A 19704-nucleotide genomic window follows, 5' to 3' on the forward strand; every position below is an offset into this window, starting at 1 on the left:
TCCCTGTTCAGACCAAAGACATCACGCCTTAGAAGATGCTGCCGATACCGTGGGCGATATTGCCGAAGAAATTGCCTTTCTTCCCGGTCGCCGGAGCAGCAGGCGGCGCGGCTGCCGTGCCGCCAGCAGCCACTGGCTTGCCGGTCTGATCCGCCACGGTCTGAATTACCGGCGCGGCCACCGGGACGCGATGGAAACCACAGATCTCCACTGGAAAAGGCAGGATCAGCGGCGCGTTGTTGGCGAATTCCGCCATCTGTGTGCCGGTCCTGAACTTGGCCACCTGATCGAACAGGCCTACGTTCTGCTGGCAGAATAAGGTGCCCTGCTTGATCCCCGCCTCGGACTGCACATTGGCGAGCTGGGTGATGTAGGCGTCATGCTCAGACCGCCAGTTGTGGCGGTAGTGGTGCGAGAAATAGGAATTGAGCGCGTTATCCTCACTCATCAACGTCGGTCGGAATGCCAGGATGAAGGTGTTGTAGCGGTCGCGGGTGTCGCAGGAGAGTGCGGTCACCATGAGCTGGCTCTTGAGCCCGGCCACATTGAGGGCGGTGCCCTCGTATGTTTTGAGACAGGCGGCGCTCGCCACGCCGGGCATGAGCAAGGCGGTTGCCATTAATCCAGCGATCAGGCGGCGCATGTCGAACTCCGGACGGATGAAACTCGTTGAAATCGGGGAGGAAGGAGCCTCCCGACCTCCGCGAGTTGGGTGAGGTAAAGCCGGTATTCCTCAGATTTGCAAATAAATTCCTGCCGGAAATCCATTGCTCCTGGGGCCTTTGGCGGACAGCGTTAGCCGAGCAAGCAGCCATTTCTAGGGGTCTGGCAGCCCTGCGGCAAACAGCTTATAGCCGAAAGGTCAACACGAACCGAGGAAGCCGATATTATCACGCAAGATCTGTTTGCAGACTGCGATCCAGGTGGCTTCGTCGATGAGCTCTCGGCCGGCCGCGCAGGCGATGGCGGAGCTGGGCAGGCGGTGCGCGATCGGATCTCGGCCATCGGTCTGGAGGGTCTGCGCGCCCGGGCGACCGCCGCCGAAAATGACCTGATGAGCCTCGGCATTACCTTCACGGTCTATTCCGAGGCCCGCGCGATCGATCGCATCCTGCCCTTCGACTGCATCCCGCGCATCATCACCGCTGCGGAATGGCGCAAGCTGGAAGCCGGCGTGCGGCAACGCGTCGCGGCGATCAACTGCTTCCTCCACGACATCTACCACGACCGGCACATCATCAGCGACGGAATCGTTCCCGCCGACCTCATCCTCGGCAACTCCAACTACCGCCCGGAGATGGAACATTTCCCGGTTCGCTTCGGAACCTATGCCCATATCTGCGGCATCGACATCGTGCGCGACGAGCACGGCGAGTTCCGCGTGCTGGAGGACAATGCGCGCACCCCCTCCGGCGTTTCCTACGTTATCGAGAACCGCCATCTGATGCGGCGCGCCTTTCCCGATCTGCTCGCCGGCATGGCGCTGCGGCCGGTCGATGACTACGGCATGCGCTTGCGAGAGGCGTTGACGGAGATCGCACCAGAGGGTGTGCTGGATCCGCAAGTCGTGCTGCTTTCGCCTGGCATCTACAACTCCGCCTATTTCGAGCATGTCTTCCTCGCCCGCGAGATGGGCGTGCCGCTGGTGGAAGGCGCCGACCTCGTCATCGAGAACGACCGCGTTTTCATGCGCACGACCTCAGGGCTACGCGCGGTGCATTCGATCTACCGCCGATTAGGTGACGACTTTCTCGATCCTCTGGTATTTCGCCCGGACAGCATGATCGGTGTGCCGGGGCTCATCGCGGCCTGGCGCAAAGGCAATGTGGCGATCGCCAATGCCGTCGGAACCGGGGTCGCGGATGACAAGGCGGTCTATGCCTATATGCCGCGCATCATTAAATATTACCTCGATCAGGAGCCGATCCTGCTGAACGTCGAGACCAATATCTGTCGCGAGGCTGCCGGCCTGGCGGTGACGCTTGACCGGCTGCATGAGCTCGTCATCAAGCCGGTGGGTGAATCCGGTGGCTACGGCATCACCATTGGTCCGCGCTCCACCCTCGCGGAGCTTGATGCCGCACGGGCCGCGCTGCTCGCCGATCCCTCGAACTGGATCAGCCAGCCGATGATCGGGCTTTCCGTGGGTCCCACGCTGACCCCCGAAGGCATCCGGCCGCGCCATCTCGATCTGCGGCCTTTTGCTGTGACCGGGCGCAGCACCTGGGTTTTGCCAGGCGGCCTCTCCCGCGTCGCGCTCAAGGCGGGGAGCCTCGTCGTCAATTCCTCGCAGGGCGGCGGGTCCAAGGATACCTGGGTGATCGCGGAGACAGCCGCGTGAGCGTGCAGGAGATGCCGCTTCTCGCCCGCTATGCCGAGGGACTGTTCTGGCTCGCCCGCTATATGGAGCGCGTTGAGAACCTCGCTCGCCTTGTGGATGTGACGCAGACTTTCGAAAGTCCAGGATTGGAGGCCGAGGCTTGGGATGCGCTCATTCGCATCCATGCCGACGAGGAGCATTTCGCCAAAAATCACACGGTGCTCGATCCCGAAGCGGTCAAGCATTACTACCTGCTCGACACTTCCAACCCCAGTTCGGTGATCGGCTCGATCGAGGCCGCGCGCACGAATGCCCGCACCTTGCGGCCGATCATCAGTACCGAGATGTGGAAGCACCTCAATGTCTTCCACCGCGAACTCGCGACGGTTCAGGATTGGGAGCTGCGGGGCGATGCGCTTTCCCGTCTTTGCACCCGCATCAAGGAAGCGGTACAAACCCATACCGGAATCACCGAGGGCACGTTCTTCCGTGACCAGGGCTGGCATTTCTACGAACTCGGCCGCCTTATCGAGCGAGCGGACCAGACCACACGATTGCTCGACATCAAGTTCCATCGCCTCGCGCCGAACGGCCGGGAGGAGCGTCAGCTTGAGGAGCGCACGCAGTGGGGCGGCATGCTGCGCGCGGTGGCGGGCTATCACGCCTTCCGCCGCATCGCGCCGGTGGATTTCAGCGGCGACCAGGTGGTCTCTTTCCTGCTCGCCGACCCGTGCTTTCCGCGCAGCGTGCGGCTATGCCTCAGTCAGGCGGAATGGCACCTCACCCAGCTCCGCACCAGCTACGGGCTGCGCGGGACGCTGACGGCGCTCGAGCAGATCGAGGAGATGCGCGGCGCACTGCTGGACCGCACCGCGAAGCAGATCATCCAGGACGGTCTGCATGATTTCCTCGACGCCATGCAGCGCGACCTCATTACGCTTGCCGCGGTAATCGGCCGCGCCTTCTTCCGCGACTGGCGTCCAGCCGAGCCCGAGGTTGCGACTGAGCAATCCCAAAGTCAAAGCCAGAGCCAGAGCGGCGGAGGCTCGCAATCGCAGAGCCAGTCTCAAGGCACGACTTTACGCTCCACGGCGGACGGCGGGATCACGAGCTAATCACGGCTCGGGACGCGTCAGGGTTCGCTGCGCTGAGTTTCGTCGCGGATTGGTTGTTCTGTGATCCACGAAGAGCCGAATATCGCGCTGCGAAGTCGTGTCTCTATTCTATGAGATGGATCGCATTTTCATCTTCGGTGAACAAAGGACGGTGCATTTCCTCGCTGAGCAGCTCGCTCAAGGCTCTCGACGAGAGAGAGAGGCCCGATCATTGCAGCCGGAGAGAACCGTGCCAAAAACGACAAACATGTACATCACCAACAGAAACGCGCGGGTTGGTTATACTCCCTACCACGCAGGTGTTTCGTACTCTGGGCCTGGTTCCTTTGAGGATACATTGCGTAGGTGCTTGCCGATGTCGGGGGACGCTCCCGTTTCGTCAATCCCGTACAGCCCGGATTTTACTCTCGTCAATTCAGGCCAACCTCAATCGAACGCGCAAGGAACTCCGCCCTTCATCCCGGCCCTTCCGCCACAGGCCATCAATCCTTCGCCTTTTACCGCCGTAAACCCGTTCGATCCTTGGCCCACACACTATGGGTTTCATCAGTATGAGCCCGCTCCGCACCAGCCGCCGCCTTCCTATGTGTTACGCGGGCTTCCAGCAGCGCAATGTGAGATGGACCCGAACAAACGACCAAGGGAGCTCCTGGCAGGGGAACTTCGACTGCAGAAGGAACTGAAAAAGGCGCTCCAACGGCAGCAAGAGCAGTTACTAACTTTCCGGGTACAGGAGCTGAAGGAGTGGGGGGAAACACACCTCGCAACTCAAGCTGTGCTCTTCCAGCCACGCGGATGGGTGAAGTTCCTTTTGGCCAATCCAGGACACGAGTTCTCCGCAGCAGAAATTTATGAGTGCATCACACACAGGCCATCCAATTCGAATGAATTGCTGACCGCAATGACTTATTTTATCCACAGGCATCCTGAGTTCAACTTTATGCGGTCCATCGATCCGAAGACAAAGCGTTCACCCTTGTTCGGTTACTTTGGACCGCAGAATTGATCGATTCTCATGCCCTTGCGACAAGAGGCTCGCCCTGCGCCCGCGGCTCAGTCTTCCGACTCAACCAAGGACTTACCCCGACATTATCTAAGGCTTGTTTTTTCGTGGAGCCGGCCTGGGCCGCGCCTAGACTCGATCCTTCGGCCGACGACCAGAGAGAATGTGACGGATTTCCTTAAAACATCCAGAGTTACTCACCCTTTGAACGAAGACATGAGAACGGCCATGACGCATGGTCCATTCGAATTCCGTTACATCGGGTATTAGCGTGATCGAGAAAGTGCGACGGGATAGGTCTTTTGCCGAATGGGGCAGGGCTCCGTCTCTCCTCGATTATATCAGGCTTACTCGCTCCTTCTTCCACCGCAAATTCATCGTTCGCCGTTAGAACATTGAAGTCACGTACGGGCCTGCGCAACGCCTCGGAACCGACACGCGCTGATAACGAGGTAAGAATCGAATCAGGCCGCACTCCTTTCTGCGCGAGATTTGGAAGGATTTTCTCTCCTTCCGACAGAGTTGAGCCCTCTCCTTCCAAATCCCGCCCGGATCTTGCCCGGATCGACGAAATCCTGCCTATGGCGGCATGAATCCGGTTTCTCTCGATCCATCGATGCTGCGGATGGCGCTTGCTGGCCATGGGCCGGCGGCCCTCCGGCGATGGCAATTGCTGCTGGCCGGGGGCGCCGAGGGCGCGCTCTGCTTTTGTGATGAGGCGGATGACGCGCTGACGGAGGCCGCCGGCGCACAGCTTCGGCATGGCCTGCCCGATGAGGCCGCTCTGGCGGCGCTCGATGTCCTCTGGGTAGTCGGCGTGCCGGAGCAGGCGGCGGCGGCCTTAGCCGTCCGAGCCCGAGCTCAGAAAGTTCTGGTCAATGTCGAGGACCGGCGGGAGCATTGCAGCTTCCACAATAGCGCTGAACTAAGGCGTGGGGCATTACTGCTTACAGTATCGACCGGCGGCCGGAGCCCGGGGCTTGCCCAAACGATCCGTGGGCAGCTGGCGCGGGAGTTTGGACCGGAATGGGGCGAGCGGCTGGAAACGATCAGCCGGAAGCGCGATGTGTGGCGGCAGGAAGGCCATGGCCTGCCCGCTCTCGCGGCGATGACCCGGGACTTGGTGAAGCAGAACGGCTGGCTGGATATGCCGGCCACGAACGAAGAGTGACACGAGCGATCATGCCCAGCTTGCCCCAGCTGCCGCCCACCGCGCCGTTCCGGCCGGAGGAGATCGCCGCGCTTAATGGCGTCATCACGAAAAGTTCGCCCGAACAGCGCGCCTGGCTGAGCGGCTTCCTCGCCGGCTATCAGGCCGCCACCGGCCCGGTGCTTCAACCCGCGCTCGCAGCACCGGCCCACGCTGCGGCCAAGAAGGTGCCGCTGCTAATCCTCTACGCCACGGAATCCGGTAATTCGGAAACACTCGCGGCGAATATCCGCAAGGCATCGCAGAAGCTCGGCTTCGCTCCGCGCGTCGCCGATGTGGCCGACATCACGCCCACCGAGGCCGCCAAGGCCGAGAACCTGCTGCTCATCGCCGCGACCTGGGGCGAGGGCGATCCGCCACAGCGCGCCACCGACTTCCTCCAGGCATTGCAGGCGGAGGATGCGCCACGCTTCGACAAGACGCGGTTCAGCGTGCTGGCGCTGGGCGACCGTGCCTATGTGAACTTCTGCTCGACCGGCCATCTCTTTGACGAGCGGCTGGCCGCTCTCGGCGGCACGCGCCTCGCGCCCGTGGTCGAGTGCGACGTCGATTTCGAGAAGCCGGCGGCGGCGTGGATCAAGTCCGCCCTTGAAACGCTTAAGAAAGAGACGATCGACAAGGCGGCGCCCGCGGATGAAAGCGCTGTCATCCATGTCGATTTCGCCCGCGGCGGTGCCGGCGAGGAAGATGAGGCCGAACCGGCCTATACCCGGAACACGCCGTTCGAGGCCGAGATCCGGGAACTTATCAACCTCAACGGCACCGGCTCTTCCGCCGAGACCTGGCATGCCGAACTGTCCCTCGAAGGCTCCGGCCTCGCGCATGAGCCGGGCGACGCGCTGGGCATCGTGCCACGCAACGACCCCGCTCTTGTCGATGAGATTTTGGTGGTCGCTGGCCTGGCGGGCGATGCCATGGCGCAAACCGCGCTGACCGAGGCGCAGGACATCACGACGCTGACGCGGCCGCAGGTCGAGGCCTATGCCAAGCTCACCGACAGCGCGGCGCTGAAAACTCTGGCGGCCGATGTTGACGCGCTGAAGGCCTGGCTGCCCGGCCGGCAGGTGATTGACCTGCTGGCTGCGGCGCCGATGAAGCTGGATGCGAGCCAGCTTACCAGCTTGCTGCGCCCCCTGCCCGGGCGCCTCTATTCCATTGCCTCCAGCCGCCTGCTCGCCGAGGACGAGGCCCATCTGCTGGTTTCCGCCGTGCGCTATGAGACGCATGGCCGCAAACGCAGGGGCGTGGCGTCGGTGGATGTGGCCGAGCGGCGCCGCGCGGGGCAGACGATCAAGGTCTATCTCAAGCCGAACCCGCATTTCCGGCTGCCCGCCGATCCCGATCGCGCGGTCATCATGATCGGGCCGGGCACAGGCGTGGCGCCCTTCCGCGCCTTCATGCAGCAGCGCGAGGCGACCGAGGCCAAGGGCCGCAACTGGCTGATCTTCGGCAACCGCCACTTCACGCATGATTTCCTGTATCAGCTGGAATGGCAGGACTGGCAGAAGTCCGGGTTGCTCACCCGCATCGACACGGCCTTTTCCCGCGATCAGCGCCAGAAGATTTACGTGCAGCACCGCATCTGGGAGCAGCGCGCGGAACTCATGCGCTGGATCGCCGATGGCGCCGCCATCTATGTCTGCGGCGACGCCAATGCCATGGCGAAGGACGTGCATGCCGCGCTGATCCGCGTGATCGCCGATCAGACCGGCAAAGACGAAACGGCGGCCACGTCGCAGCTGGATATGCTGCGGCGCGAGAACCGGTATCTGCGCGACGTTTACTGAAAGTCGAACCGATGGCTGACTCCACCGACAAGCCGCCGCTGTCCCGCAACGAATACATCAAGACCGAAAGCCACGGCCTGCGCGGCGGCATTGCCGCGGGCCTTGGCGACATCATCACCGGCCAGCTTGCCGAAGATGACACGCAGCTCACGAAGTTTCACGGCATCTACCAGCAGGATGACCGCGACGTGCGGGCCGAGCGCGGCCGCAAGAAGATGGAGAAAGCCTTCAGCTTCATGGCGCGCGTGCGGGTGCCGGGCGGACAGATGACGCCCGCCCAATGGCTGGCGCTCGACGATATCGCCGAGGAACGCGCGAACGGCACGCTGCGCATCACCACGCGCCAGGCGATCCAGTTCCATGGCATCATCAAAAGCAACCTACGGCCCGCCATCAACACCATCAACAAGGCGCTGCTCGACACCCTCGCCGCTTGCGGGGACGTCAATCGCAATGTGATGTGTGCCGCCAATCCCTATCAGAGCGCGATTCATGCGACCGCGCTGAAACTCGCCAGCGACATCAGCGACCATCTTTCGCCAAAGACGGGTGCGTATCACGAGATCTGGGTGGATGACGAAAAGGTCGTCGACACCTCCAGCGACGCCGCGAGCGATGAGGTCGAGCCGATTTATGGCAAGACCTATCTGCCTCGGAAGTTCAAGATCACCGTCGCTGTGCCGCCGCAGAATGATGTCGATGTCTATGCCCACGATCTTTCCTTCGTCGCGATCCTCAAGGGCAAGAAGATTGTTGGCTGGGATGTGCTGGTCGGTGGCGGCATGGGCATGACGCATGGCGAGTCCGATACCTTCCCCCGTGCCGCGGACCATCTCGGCTCCTGCACCATTGAGCAGGCGGTGGATGTGTCGGAGAAAGTCGTGCTGGTGCAACGCGATTTCGGCAATCGCTCAGTACGCAAACATGCACGTTTGAAATACACCATCGAGACAATGGGTCTCGACCGTTTCCGCGACGAGGTCGAGCAGCGGCTCGGCTACAAGCTCGGCCCCGCGCATGTGCCCGCTTTCACCGGTCGCGGAGATCGTTACGGCTGGACCAAAGGCGATGACGGCAACTGGCATGCGACGCTTTTCGTCGAGAGCGGCCGTATCAAGGATTGGCCGGAGAAGCGGTTGCAGACCGGCCTGCGGGAGATCGCGCGCGCGCTAGATGGAAGCACCGCCGTCATCATCCTCACGCCCAATCAGAACCTCATGATCGCCAATGTCTCGGCGGCGCAGAAGCCAGTCGTGGAGGCGCTTCTCGCCGAGCACGGCATGGCGACGAGTGCCGATACCGGGCTACGCCGCAATGCCATGGCCTGCGTCGCGCTACCGACCTGCGGCCTCGCGCTGGCCGAGAGTGAACGCTACATGCCCGAGCTGCTGACGGCGCTCGAGGGCGAACTCGAAAAGGCGGGACTGCAGCAGGATGACATCGTCATCCGCATGACCGGCTGCCCGAATGGCTGCGCGCGGCCCTACCTCGCCGAGATCGCCTTCGTGGGTCGCGGGCCCGGGACCTATAACCTCTATCTCGGCGGCAGTTTCGAGGGCGAGCGGCTGAACAAGCTGTATCGCCCAGATGTCGGGCATGACGCCGCCGTCGGCGCCCTCGGTTCGCTGTTTCGGGAATATGCGGAGGCACGCGAGGATGAGGAGAGCTTCGGCGACTATGTCATCCGCGCCGGGCATGTGAAGCCGACGACAGCGGGCAACACGTTCCACGCCGACGTCTAACGGCTAGGAGGCCGGGCCACCCCTCGCCTCCTCTCGCAAGGATTGGTAGTCTGACGCTTGGTAACAGCCAGCGAGCGTCATAATGTCCAAGAACACGGAGCTACTCGAACGGCGGCGGGCCGCGGTGCCACGCGGCGTTGCCAATGCCACGCCGGTCTTTGCCGAGCGCGCCCTGAATTCCGAACTCTGGGACAAGGACGGCCGCCGTTTCATCGACTTCGCGGGTGGCATCGGCGTGCTCAATACCGGTCACTGCCACCCCAAGGTCATCGCCGCCGCGACGAAGCAGATGGCGAGCTTCACCCACACCTCGTTCCAGGTCGTGCCCTACGAGCCCTATATCGAGCTCGCCGAGCGCCTCAACGCTCTGGCGCCCTTTCCGGGCCCGGCCAAGTCGATCCTCTTCACCACCGGCGCGGAAGCAGTCGAGAATACCATCCGCATCGCGCGGCTGGTTACCGGGCGTTCCGGTGTCGTCGCCTTTACGGGCGCCTTCCACGGCCGCACGCTGCTGACGGTGGCAATGACCGGCAAGGTCAATCCCTACAAGAAGGGCCTCGGCCCGATGCCGCCGGATGTTTTCCACATCCCCTTCCCGATCGAGCATCAGGGCGTCTCGGTCGCCGATTCATTGCGCGGGCTCGATCTGCTGTTCAAGGCCGACCTCGATCCCGAGCGCTGCGCCGCGATCATCATCGAACCGGTGCAGGGCGAGGGCGGATTCTACATCGCCCCCAAGGAACTGCTCGTCGCCTTGCGCGAGATCTGCGACCGTCACGGCATCCTGTTGATCGCCGACGAGGTGCAATGCGGTTTCGCGCGCACCGGCAAGATGTTCGCGATCGAGCATTCGGGCGTGGCTCCCGATCTGGTGGCGACCGCAAAGTCGCTCGCCGGCGGTTTTCCGCTCTCCGGCGTCATCGGCCGCGCCGAAATCATGGACAAGCCGGAGCCCGGCGCCATGGGCGGCACCTATGGCGGCAACCCGATCGCCTGCGCCGCCGCGCTTGCCGTGCTGGACGTGATCGCGGAGGAGAAGCTGCTCGCGCGGTCGGAGGCTTTGGGCGCCCGCATCAAGCAGCGGCTGGAGGAAATCGCGCGCGGCAATTCCTCCATCCCCATCGGCGCGATTCGCGGCCTGGGTGGCATGGTGGCCTTCGAGATCTTCAAGGAGAAGGGCGGCTTCGAGCCGGACGCCATAGCGACCAAGCAGGTCACGACGCGCGGCCTGGAGGAGGGTTTGATCCTGCTGTCCTGTGGCAACAACGCAAATGTCATCCGCGTTCTGGTGCCGCTGACGGTGTCCGATGCGTTGCTGGACGAAGGTATGGACAAGCTGGAAACAGCGTTGAGCGCGATCGCTGCTTGAACGTATGCGCAACGATGTCCTCTATGGCGTGATTCTTTGATATTGAGCGCGCCAAGAGATCCGTCATGGCACGCGAAGGCGTGCCATGACGTGATGGAGTAAGCGCGGTTCAAACCAGAAACATCACGCGCGCGATTTTCGACACTACGCGAAAACGTAAATCAACAAGTCCTCAGACGTAACGTCCCGCCTCGGCGGCCTTCTGCAAAGCCGCCATCGCGTGTCGCACCGTTTCCATCCGTATCGCCGTGCGATCACCCGGGAAAATGCGCGACTGCGTGGCGACGCCTGCCGGTGATGCCAACCCGAACCACACCAGACCCACCGGCTTCTCCGCCGTTCCGCCGCCCGGCCCGGCGACCCCGGTAACCGCCACCGCGAGATCGACGCCAGCGGTTCGCCGCGCGCCTTCCGCCATGGCGCGCGCCACCTCTTCGCTCACCGCGCCATGGGCGGCGATCAACGCAGCCGGCACGCCGAGCATGCGGGTTTTCGCGGCGTTGGAATACGTCACCGCTCCGCCATCCACGACATCCGACGAACCGCCGATCGCCGTCAGCAGCCCGGCGATGAGACCGCCTGTGCAGCTTTCAGCCGTCGTCACCTGCCAGCCGCGCGCCCGGCAGGCGCCGAGCACGGCCTCGGCGGCGGCAAGGAAGTCGGGTGGAAACATCGCAGCGGTCTCCTCTTCACCCCAGAAGCGTGGGCCGCCACTGCAGCAGCGCCCAGAGGATCGCCGCGCCGATCAGCCCCGCGATGACATCGTCCGCCATCACGCCGATCGCATTGTGCTGACGGTCCGCCCAGCCGATCGGGCCGGGTTTCGCGATATCGAGCAGCCGGAACAGTACGAAAGCCGCAACCAAACCGCCAAGCGACACATGGCGCAGACCGAGCAGCGCGATCCACTGGCCGGCGACCTCGTCGATCACCACCCAGCCGGGATCATCCGCCGCCTCCGCCGCGCGGATCGCCAGCACGCCGCCGAGCGTCGCCAGGACAGCGGCGGCGCCCAGCGCCGACCAGCCCTCGTAGCGCAGGATGACCGCGCCGAGCACGGCGGCGGCAGCCGAAGCGGCGGTGCCCGGTGCCCAAGGAAAGAAGCCGATGCCTGCCGCACTCGCGACGGCCCGAGAAACTCTCAGCGGAGCCACGCGGCGAGCGGATGGAGCAGGACCACGCCTTCTTTGGCGCGGTAGATCTCGATGCCCTCGGTCACCCGCTGGACGTAATTGCGCGTCTCGTCGAAAGGGATGAGCTCGATCCAGTCGAGCACATCGGGTCCGTTCGGCGTGCGGAAGTCGCCGTTCTGCCCGAGCCATTGGTCGACCCGGTTGGGACCGGCATTGTAGCCCGCGATGGCGCAGGGCAGGCAATTGTCGAAACGCTGCAGCAACCCGCCGAAATAGTCGGTGCCGAGCGTCATGTTGACGGAAGGGTCATTGGTCAGGGCGCCCGGCGTCAGCGCGACGCCTTGTTGGCCCGCCACAAGCCGCGCCGTCGCTGGCATAAGCTGCATGAGGCCGAGCGCCCCGGCCGGGCTGACAGCCGCGACATCGAAGCTGCTCTCCTGCCGCATGAGCGCCAGCAGAACGGCAGGTTCGACTGCACCGGCGGGCGGCTGCACCGGAATGGGCCAGCCGGCGGCGAGCAGCATCTGCCCGTGCAGCCCGGCATAGCGCGCGACGCCCACCGCGGCGGCCGGCACCTGGAAGCCGAGCGCGAGCTGCCCGGCCATCGCCATGTCGGGGCTGTCGGGCGCGATCGGCCCGAGATCCATGAGGAGGTTGTAGGCACGACGCGGCTCATTCCAGGCGACGAGGAAGGCGCTGGCCCGCGCCACCTCGCGCCCCGCGAAGTCGAGCGCCTCCTCGGTGGTCCAGCCCGGCGTTGGGACGTTGAGGATGCGCGTATTCAGCCCAGAGGGTCCCTGGCCGAGTGCCAGCGCCGCGAGCTGTCCGTAGAAGGTCGTCGGCCAGGCAGCGGCGCGGCCATATTCCGCCGTCGCCTGCATAGCGCTCCCTTGGGTGGCGAGCGCCCGTGCCAGCCAATAATGCGCCCGTGCCTGCGTGATGACGGAGGACGACAGGCCAGCGAGTGTCCGGAAATGGAGCACCGCTTTGTCCGGCTGATGCAGCAGCCGCAGAGCGATGAAGCCCGCAAGGAACTCCTCGTCGCCCCGATCGGCGGGTGCGAGCGGCTTGATGAGATCGGCCAAGGCGTAGGCTTGCGGCGCCTGGTTGTCGGTGATGAGCGCGCGGGTGAGTTTTTCGGCCTCGGTCCAAAGCGCGTGCTGCTGCACCGGCAGTCCAGCGGCCAAGGCGGGATTGCCGTCGCTCATCCACAGCGCCAGGGCCTGCGGATCGCCCACCGTCTTTCGCGTGTATCGCGCGGCGGCGAGGAACAGTCCCGGCTCCCGTCGCTGCGCCTCGGGCAAAGCGGCCAGCAGGGCTGCGCCGTCGGGCTGTTGATCATTGAGCGCCACCCAAACCAGGGCAACGGGCTGGTCAGCGGCGGCAAGCCGCTGGATCTGCGCCCCGGCGGCTGGTGAGGATTTCCGGGCGAGGGCGACGAAGCGCGCCCAATCATCCTCCGGGCGGATTTGCGAACCCCACTGGCCGAGAAAGACAGCGATTTGTGCGGGATCCGTCAGGCCCGTGGCGGTCCAGGCGCGGCGGGCGGCTTCGCTTGCATCGGCGGGATCGCTGGTGCCCGCGAACGCGTCGGTACAGCGTAGCAATGCCTGCACACCCTCCGGCCACCGGCCATGGCACTGCGCCACGAGTGTCGCGGGATCTGCCTCCTCGACAAGCGCCTGCTCCCAGCGGGTTTCGAGCAGCGGCTGCTGTGGCCAGTCCGGACTGCTCCGCATGAAGCCGTCGATCTCGGCGGCGGTCGCGGCACCGCGGGTCAGTAGCCGGTAATAGGTGACGAGCTTGCCCGCGACCGGATCGGCATATTGGCCCGCCATGGTGGAGGCCGCACTCCAGTCGTGCGCGGCGACCGCATCCATAGGCGAGGCATAGGTGGTCTGCGCGGCGGCTGGCCGCACGATCGCGACGAGGCACGCGGCGGTCAGGAGAAGGCGGTTCAGTCGTCGCGGGCCGCCCGATCTCGCCGTCATGCATAGCCTTCGATGAGCGCGGCGACGGTGTCTAGAACGGGATGACTTTGGTTTGAACCATCTTTATTTCTCCACGTCATGCTCGGCGAAGGCTGGTCATCCACGCCTTTTTGCGTGCGCGACGAAGGTAAGGCGTGGATGGCACGCGGGGGGCCGCCCCGCCTTCGCGTGCCATGACGGATCTCAAGAGCGCGGCTCAGCATCGGACTACCATGCCTTAAGCCCGATCGCTCCGCATCGGACGCCACGTCTTTCATCCGACTCCAACTCCCACTCAACCGGCTCGGCCGCGAAAGAATGATAGCGGAAAGCCTCCCGCTTGCGACAGGCACCGGCGGACCCTAGTTTCCCCGCCTCACTTCGCCCGCGCTCAAGGGCCAGCCGCCTAAGGAAAAGCCATGTTCTGGGGATCGCTCGTCGCCCTCGTCACGCCAATGTATCCCGATGGATCGGTCGACGAGAAAACGCTCGAGCGCTTTGTCGATTGGCAGATCAATGAGGGCAGCCACGGCCTCGTTCCGGTCGGCACCACGGGCGAGTCACCCACGCTCAGCCATGCCGAGCATCGCCGTGTCGTGGAAGTGACCATCGCGGTCTCCGGCGGCCGCGTGCCCGTGATCGCCGGCGCAGGCTCGAACAGCACGGCCGAGGCGATCGACCTCGCACGCCATGCGAAGGCCGCCGGGGCCGATGCGGTGCTGGTGGTGACGCCCTATTACAACAAGCCGACCCAGGAAGGGCTTTACCTGCACTTCGAGGCGATCGCCGATCAGGCCGATATCCCTGTGATCATCTACAATATTCCCGGTCGCAGCGTGGTCGATATGAGCGTCGCGACGATGGCGCGGCTGGCGCTCCATCCCAACATCATCGGCGTGAAGGATGCGACCGCCAATCTCGCGCGGCCGATGCAGATCCGCCGCGCCTGCGGCGCCACTTTCTGCCAGCTCTCGGGCGAGGACCACACCGCCATCGCCCATCTCGCGGCCGGGGGCGTCGGCTGCATCAGCGTGACCGCCAACGTGGCGCCGCGGTTGCTGAGCGAAATGCATGTCGCCTGGTCGGAGGATCGGGTGCGGGACGCCATCGCCATCCAGCACCGCCTGACGCCGCTGCATGACGCGATGTTCGTGGAGACCAATCCCGGTCCGGTGAAATACGCGGCGCATTTGCTGGGCTTCGGCGCGCCTGATTGCCGTCTGCCTCTGGCACCGGTGGCGCCCGAGACGCGCTCGGCGGTGCGGGATGCCATGGCCGAGGTGGGCCTGATCAACTGACATGGCCGAAGCCAAGGAAAAATCGAAGTCGGGCCTGATCTCGCACGGCATCGCCTCGCAGAACCGCAAGGCGCGTTTCGATTATGCGATCAAGGAAACCGTCGAGGCAGGCCTGGTGCTGAAGGGCGCCGAGGTGAAGTCGCTGCGCCATGGCCGCGCCACACTGACCGAAGCTTGGGCCGGCGAGCGCGAGGGCGAGCTTTGGCTCTTCAACTGCTACATTCCGGAATATCAGGCCGGCGTGCTGTCGCGCTTCGAGCCCAGGGCGCCGCGCAAACTGCTGCTGAAGCATAAGCAGATCAATCAGCTCGCCGGTGCCGTGGCGCGCGACGGGGTGACGCTGGTGCCGCTGCAAATCCACTTCAATGATCGCGGTGTCGCCAAGGTTCTGCTCGGTGTCGGCGAGGGGCGGAAGAAAGAGGATAAGCGGCACGCCATCGCCGCGCGCGACTGGCAGCGGGACAAGGCGCGGTTGATGCGCAACAAGGGGTGAGCGCGACCCTGCGGCCGCCACCGCCCACGGTCGGCGGCTTCTCCTTGGCGGTGCTGTCCGGCGTGGTGCTGGTCCTGCTCGCGGTGGTGGTTATGGATCGGCCGATCGCCCGCTTCGTGCATGATGCTTTCGGCCGCAGCCTGCTCTTCGTGCCGCTGGCCGGGGTCGGCCAGGTCCCGCTCAACCTTGCCGGTCCGGCATTGGTTTGCTTCGCGCTTGCAGCCTGGCGAGGCTGGCGTCCGGGCGAGGACGGCTGGACCGCGATCGCCTGTGCCCTGGCGGTGACGATCGCCATCGCCTTCAAGGATCAGCTCAAATACGCCTTCGGCCGCACATGGCCGGAGACCTGGAGCCACCACAACCCCTCCTTCATCCACGACGGGACATACGGTTTCTTTCCGTTCCACGGCGGCATCGGCTGGTCCGCTTTCCCCTCCGGCCACACCACAGCGATCAGTGCGATGGCGGGCGTGCTGTGGTGGCGGGCGCCAAGGCTGCGCTGGCTTTGGGCGGCACTTGTCGTGCTCACCGCTATTGGCCTGCTCGGCGGCGATTTCCACTTCCTCGGCGATATCGTCGCGGGCGCCTATCTCGGCGTCGCTTGCGGCCGGGCGACGCTGTTGCTGCCCTTCCCCGAATCGGTTGCCGCGCGATGACGGACTGGAGCGACCTCGACCGTGCCGGAATAGCGGAGGCCATAGCCCTCGCGCGCGGCGCACTCGGTACCGCGGCGCCCAACCCCGCCGTCGGCTGCGTCATCATGCGGGACGGCCGGGTCATCGCGCGGGGCGCCACGCAGCCGGGTGGCCGGCCCCATGCCGAAGCCGTGGCGCTGCTGGCGGCAGGCGAAGCAGCGCGAGGGGCGACAGCGTATGTCACGCTGGAGCCTTGCGCGCACCAGGGCCATACCCCGCCTTGCGCCGGCGCATTGATCGCCGCCGGAGTGGCGCGTGTCGTGGTCGCCCATGCCCATGATCCCGATCCCCGCGTCCAGGGCCGGGGGATCGAGAGCCTCCGCGCGGCCGGCATAACGGTCGATACCGGGCTGATGGCGGAGGAGGCGGAGGCGATCATCGCGGGCTTCGCCAAGCGTGTGACGCGCGGCCTGCCCTGGGTGACGCTCAAGCTTGGCGTCAGTCTGGACGGCTGTATCGCCATGCGCTCAGGCGAGAGCCGCTGGATCACTGGCCCCGCTGCGCGTGGGGTCGTGCAGCAGATGCGCGCCGCGCATGACGCCGTAATGGTCGGTATCGGCACGGTAGTGGCGGATAACCCGACGCTGCGTTGCACGCTGGATGGCTTCACCGACCGGCCGCGCTGGCGCGTGGTGGCCGACAGCACGCTACGCACACCACCCGAAAGCCGCGTCGCGAGCCAGGCGCGGGATCACGCGCTCATCCTCCTTACTGCCGAGGATGCGCAGGAGGAGAGAGCCGCTAGTCTCACCGCGCTTGGGGCGACGATCATCCGTGGCCCGCGCGACCAGGCCGGAAACCTCGATCTTGTCGAGGGCTTGGCGCGGCTCGCGCAATTCGGACTGACCTCGATCCTCTGCGAAGGGGGTGCCGGGATTGCCGGTGCCTTGCTGCGCGGGGGCCTGGTGGATCGCCTGGCCTGGCATCGCGCGCCGATCCTGCTGGGCGACAACGGCTTGCCTGCCCTGCGCGGCCTCGGCCTGGATAGACTGGCGGACGCGCCGCACCTGCGTATGATCGCGCGCGAGCAATATGACGACGACGTGCTGGAAACCTATGAGCCTCTCAATATTGCCCCCATCCGGGCCACGCCACCCAAAGCTCCGCCACCGGTGACGGCATGACACATATCCCCACTCGCCCGGCTTTGGCGGCTGTCGGCCAGCCATGCGTCGCACGTGCGCCGGTGCTGATCCCCATGGGTCCGGACGGCGTCGAGGCTGAGTTCATTGGTTTTGACGGACTCGACGGGCAAGAGCACGTGGCGCTTCGCTTCTCCGGCCGCCACCCGGACGCGACGCGCCCGACGCTCGTGCGCCTTCACTCGGAATGCCTTACCGGAGACGTCTTTGCCTCCGCCCGCTGCGACTGCGGCCATCAGCTGCATGAGGCGATCGGGCTGCTCGCCGAAGAAGGCGGGATCCTGCTGTATCTGCGTCAGGAGGGCCGCGGCATCGGCCTCTATGCCAAGCTCGATGCGTATCTTTTGCAGGATCGCGGCCTCGACACCTATGCCGCCAATCGCCGCCTCAACCTTCCGGAGGACGCGCGGGACTACGGCATCGCCGCCGCGATGCTTCAGGCGCTGGATGTTTCGCGCATCCGGCTGCTCACTAACAATCCCGACAAAGTCGCGGCATTGCGAGCGGCCGGGATCGACGTCGCCGAGGTCCGCCGCACCGGCGTTTACGTGACGGACGCCAACCGCGCCTATCTTCAGGCGAAAGCCGATCGCGGACACATGTTCGGCCCCGGCACATTCCGCCTTCCGGTTCGCGGCGTGGTCCGCGACACAGCGGAGATTGGCGCGGGCGGCAAAAACGGAGACAAGGAAGCGGATTACTAGCGGGACGGGTCAAGACAACGTTCGGGTCGCCGCCGTCCGCGCGCCATAGTCGCCCTGCCGTATTTAACCTGCTGCCCTCTCCTTCATCTCCGTCACATCCGGAGCCTCGCTCACAATGTCCCAGCCCACCCTGTCCCAGCCGCATTACGTGCTGACCATTGCCTCCCCGGACCGCCCCGGCATCGTCGCGGCCGTGACGACGCATCTGTTCGAGACCGGCGGCAATATCCTGGAAGCGCAGCAGTTCGACGACGAGGAGACCGATCGCTTCTTCATGCGCGTCGTCTTCGCCCCCTCGACGGAGAGCGGCACCGATTTCGAGCGTGAGTTCAGGGACGGCTTCGGCACCATCGCGGACCGTTTCGGCATGGAATGGACGCTGCGCGACCGCGCGGAGAAGAAGCGGGTCATGCTTCTGGTCTCGAAGTTCGATCACTGCCTCGTCGATCTGCTCTATCGCTGGCGCAACGGCGAATTGCCGATGGAGATCACCGCGATCGTCGCGAACCACTCGCGCGAGACCTATGCGGGGATCGACCTCAGCGGCATCCGCTTCCACCACCTGCCGATCACCCGCACGACGAAGATGGAGCAGGAGGCCGAGCTCTGGGGCCTGGTGCAGGAAACCCGCACCGACCTTGTCGTGCTCGCGCGCTACATGCAGGTTTTGTCGGACGGGCTCACGGCAAAGCTGACGGGCCGCTGCATCAATATCCACCACTCCTTCCTGCCGGGCTTCAAGGGCGCCAAGCCCTATCATCAGGCGCATAGCCGCGGCGTGAAGGTGATCGGCGCCACCGCCCATTACGTGACGAGCGACCTCGATGAGGGTCCGATCATCGAGCAGGATGTCGAGCGCATTACCCACGCCGATACGCCCGAGGATCTGGTCCGCAAGGGCCGCGACATCGAGCGGCGCGTGCTGGCCCGCGCCGTGCGCTTCCATCTCGATGGCCGAGTCCTCCTCAATGGCGGCCGCACCGTCGTCTTCACCGACTGAGGCTTGCCATGACTGCGACCAAGCTGATCGAGACCCGGCTGATCGACGGCCGCGCCTTCGCCGCGAAGATTCTGGCCGAGGTCACGAGCGAGGCAGCGGCGTTGAAGGCCGCGAGTGGTCTCGTGCCCGGCCTCGCCGTCGTGCTGGTGGGCGAAGACCCCGCGAGCCAGGTCTATGTCCGCAACAAGGCCCGGACCACGCTGGAAGTCGGGCTGCATTCGGTGGAGCACCGGCTGCCGGCGGAAACGGCGGAGGCCGATCTGCTCGCACTGGTGGCATCGCTGAACGCGGATCCCGCCATCCACGGCATCCTGGTGCAACTGCCGCTGCCGAAGCACATCGACAGCACGCGCGTGCTCGACGCCATCGATCCGGACAAGGACGTCGATGGCTTCCACGTCATCAATGCCGGGCGCCTCGCGACCGGGCTGCCGGGGCTGGTGCCCTGCACGCCGCTCGGCTGCCTACTGATGCTCAAGGCGGAGCTTGGTGACCTCTCGGGGCTGCGGGCGGTGGTGCTCGGGCGCTCGAACATCGTCGGCAAGCCGATGGCCGCCTTGCTGCTGCGGGAAAGCTGCACCGTCACGATCGCGCATTCCCGCACCCGCGACCTGCCGGCGGTTTGCCGCCAGGCGGATATCCTGGTCGCGGCGGTCGGCCAGCGGGAGATGGTGCGCGGCGACTGGATCAAGCCGGGCGCGACGGTCATGGATGTCGGCATCA

Annotated in this window: 18 protein-coding genes; 14 read left to right on the forward strand and 4 right to left on the reverse strand. The window is 64.9% G+C overall.

Annotated features, from left to right (window positions below; genetic code table 11):
* Positions 1–28: 28 nt before the first annotated feature.
* Positions 29–643, reverse strand: coding sequence for a hypothetical protein (locus GSQ83_RS04965; RefSeq protein ID WP_158801767.1), 615 nt, complete (start codon positions 641–643; stop codon positions 29–31).
* A gap of 339 nt (positions 644–982) precedes the next feature.
* Between GSQ83_RS04965 and GSQ83_RS04970 the strand changes: the two genes are divergently transcribed.
* The 7 genes from GSQ83_RS04970 to gabT all read left to right on the forward strand — a co-directional run bounded on the left by GSQ83_RS04970 (position 983) and on the right by gabT (position 10546).
* Positions 983–2341: a circularly permuted type 2 ATP-grasp protein gene (locus GSQ83_RS04970; protein WP_371417967.1), complete on the forward strand. Its 1359-nt coding sequence runs from the start codon at positions 983–985 to the stop codon at positions 2339–2341.
* On the forward strand, positions 2338–3435 hold the full coding sequence (locus GSQ83_RS04975; RefSeq protein ID WP_254065507.1) for an alpha-E domain-containing protein: 1098 nt from the start codon (positions 2338–2340) through the stop codon (positions 3433–3435). The genes GSQ83_RS04970 and GSQ83_RS04975 overlap by 4 nt, the downstream gene beginning before the upstream one ends.
* A gap of 355 nt (positions 3436–3790) precedes the next feature.
* Positions 3791–4441 carry a hypothetical protein gene (locus tag GSQ83_RS04980; protein WP_158801768.1) on the forward strand — a complete coding sequence of 217 codons (651 nt, stop codon included), beginning with the start codon at positions 3791–3793 and terminating at the stop codon, positions 4439–4441.
* Between the two features lie 586 nt (positions 4442–5027).
* Positions 5028–5609, forward strand: coding sequence for a bifunctional precorrin-2 dehydrogenase/sirohydrochlorin ferrochelatase (locus tag GSQ83_RS04985; RefSeq protein WP_158801769.1), 582 nt, complete (start codon positions 5028–5030; stop codon positions 5607–5609).
* 11 nt (positions 5610–5620) lie between these two features.
* Complete coding sequence (locus tag GSQ83_RS04990; protein ID WP_158801770.1) at positions 5621–7435, forward strand: sulfite reductase flavoprotein subunit alpha; 1815 nt, start codon at positions 5621–5623, stop codon at positions 7433–7435.
* An 11-nt stretch (positions 7436–7446) separates the two neighbouring features.
* On the forward strand, positions 7447–9177 hold the full coding sequence (locus GSQ83_RS04995) for an NADPH-dependent assimilatory sulfite reductase hemoprotein subunit (protein WP_158801771.1): 1731 nt from the start codon (positions 7447–7449) through the stop codon (positions 9175–9177).
* Positions 9178–9259: 82 nt separating this feature from the next.
* On the forward strand, positions 9260–10546 hold the full coding sequence (gene gabT / locus GSQ83_RS05000) for a 4-aminobutyrate--2-oxoglutarate transaminase (protein ID WP_158801772.1): 1287 nt from the start codon (positions 9260–9262) through the stop codon (positions 10544–10546).
* Between the two features lie 172 nt (positions 10547–10718).
* Here the strand turns inward: gabT and GSQ83_RS05005 are convergent, their stop codons facing one another.
* Genes GSQ83_RS05005 through GSQ83_RS30325 form a run of 3 tightly spaced genes read right to left on the reverse strand, consistent with a single transcriptional unit; the run spans position 10719 to position 13670 of the window.
* Entirely contained in the window at positions 10719–11219 is a 501-nt protein-coding gene (locus GSQ83_RS05005) for a CinA family protein (RefSeq protein WP_158801773.1), read from the reverse strand.
* Positions 11220–11235: 16 nt separating this feature from the next.
* Complete coding sequence (locus GSQ83_RS05010) at positions 11236–11700, reverse strand: phosphatidylglycerophosphatase A (RefSeq protein WP_254065508.1); 465 nt, start codon at positions 11698–11700, stop codon at positions 11236–11238.
* On the reverse strand, positions 11688–13670 hold the full coding sequence (locus GSQ83_RS30325; protein WP_158801775.1) for a lytic transglycosylase domain-containing protein: 1983 nt from the start codon (positions 13668–13670) through the stop codon (positions 11688–11690). Before GSQ83_RS30325 ends, GSQ83_RS05010 begins: the two co-directional genes overlap by 13 nt.
* Positions 13671–14068: 398 nt before the next feature.
* Here GSQ83_RS30325 and dapA point away from each other — a divergent pair, with 398 nt between their 5' ends.
* The 7 genes from dapA to GSQ83_RS05050 all read left to right on the forward strand — a co-directional run.
* Positions 14069–14947, forward strand: a complete 879-nt coding sequence (dapA, locus tag GSQ83_RS05020; RefSeq protein WP_158801776.1) for a 4-hydroxy-tetrahydrodipicolinate synthase — start codon at positions 14069–14071, stop codon at positions 14945–14947.
* 1 nt (position 14948) lies between these two features.
* A complete protein-coding gene (smpB, locus tag GSQ83_RS05025) occupies positions 14949–15440 on the forward strand; it encodes an SsrA-binding protein SmpB (RefSeq protein WP_158801777.1) in 492 nt (163 codons plus the stop codon).
* Entirely contained in the window at positions 15437–16096 is a 660-nt protein-coding gene (locus GSQ83_RS05030) for a phosphatase PAP2 family protein (RefSeq protein ID WP_158801778.1), read from the forward strand. The genes smpB and GSQ83_RS05030 overlap by 4 nt, the downstream gene beginning before the upstream one ends.
* Positions 16093–17259 (forward strand): bifunctional diaminohydroxyphosphoribosylaminopyrimidine deaminase/5-amino-6-(5-phosphoribosylamino)uracil reductase RibD, encoded by a 1167-nt coding sequence (gene ribD / locus GSQ83_RS05035; protein WP_158801779.1) that lies wholly within the window; start codon positions 16093–16095, stop codon positions 17257–17259. Before GSQ83_RS05030 ends, ribD begins: the two co-directional genes overlap by 4 nt.
* Positions 17256–17981 (forward strand): GTP cyclohydrolase II, encoded by a 726-nt coding sequence (gene ribA, locus GSQ83_RS05040; RefSeq protein ID WP_174246624.1) that lies wholly within the window; start codon positions 17256–17258, stop codon positions 17979–17981. Before ribD ends, ribA begins: the two co-directional genes overlap by 4 nt.
* A 115-nt stretch (positions 17982–18096) precedes the next feature.
* Complete coding sequence (gene purU / locus GSQ83_RS05045) at positions 18097–18981, forward strand: formyltetrahydrofolate deformylase (RefSeq protein WP_158801780.1); 885 nt, start codon at positions 18097–18099, stop codon at positions 18979–18981.
* Positions 18982–18989: 8 nt separating this feature from the next.
* Positions 18990–19704, forward strand: a 715-nt coding sequence (locus GSQ83_RS05050; protein WP_158801781.1) for a tetrahydrofolate dehydrogenase/cyclohydrolase catalytic domain-containing protein, incomplete at its 3' end; no start/stop codon positions are given.

The organism is Acidisoma sp. L85, from assembly GCF_009765865.1.
Classification (GTDB): Bacteria; Pseudomonadota; Alphaproteobacteria; order Acetobacterales; family Acetobacteraceae; genus Acidisoma.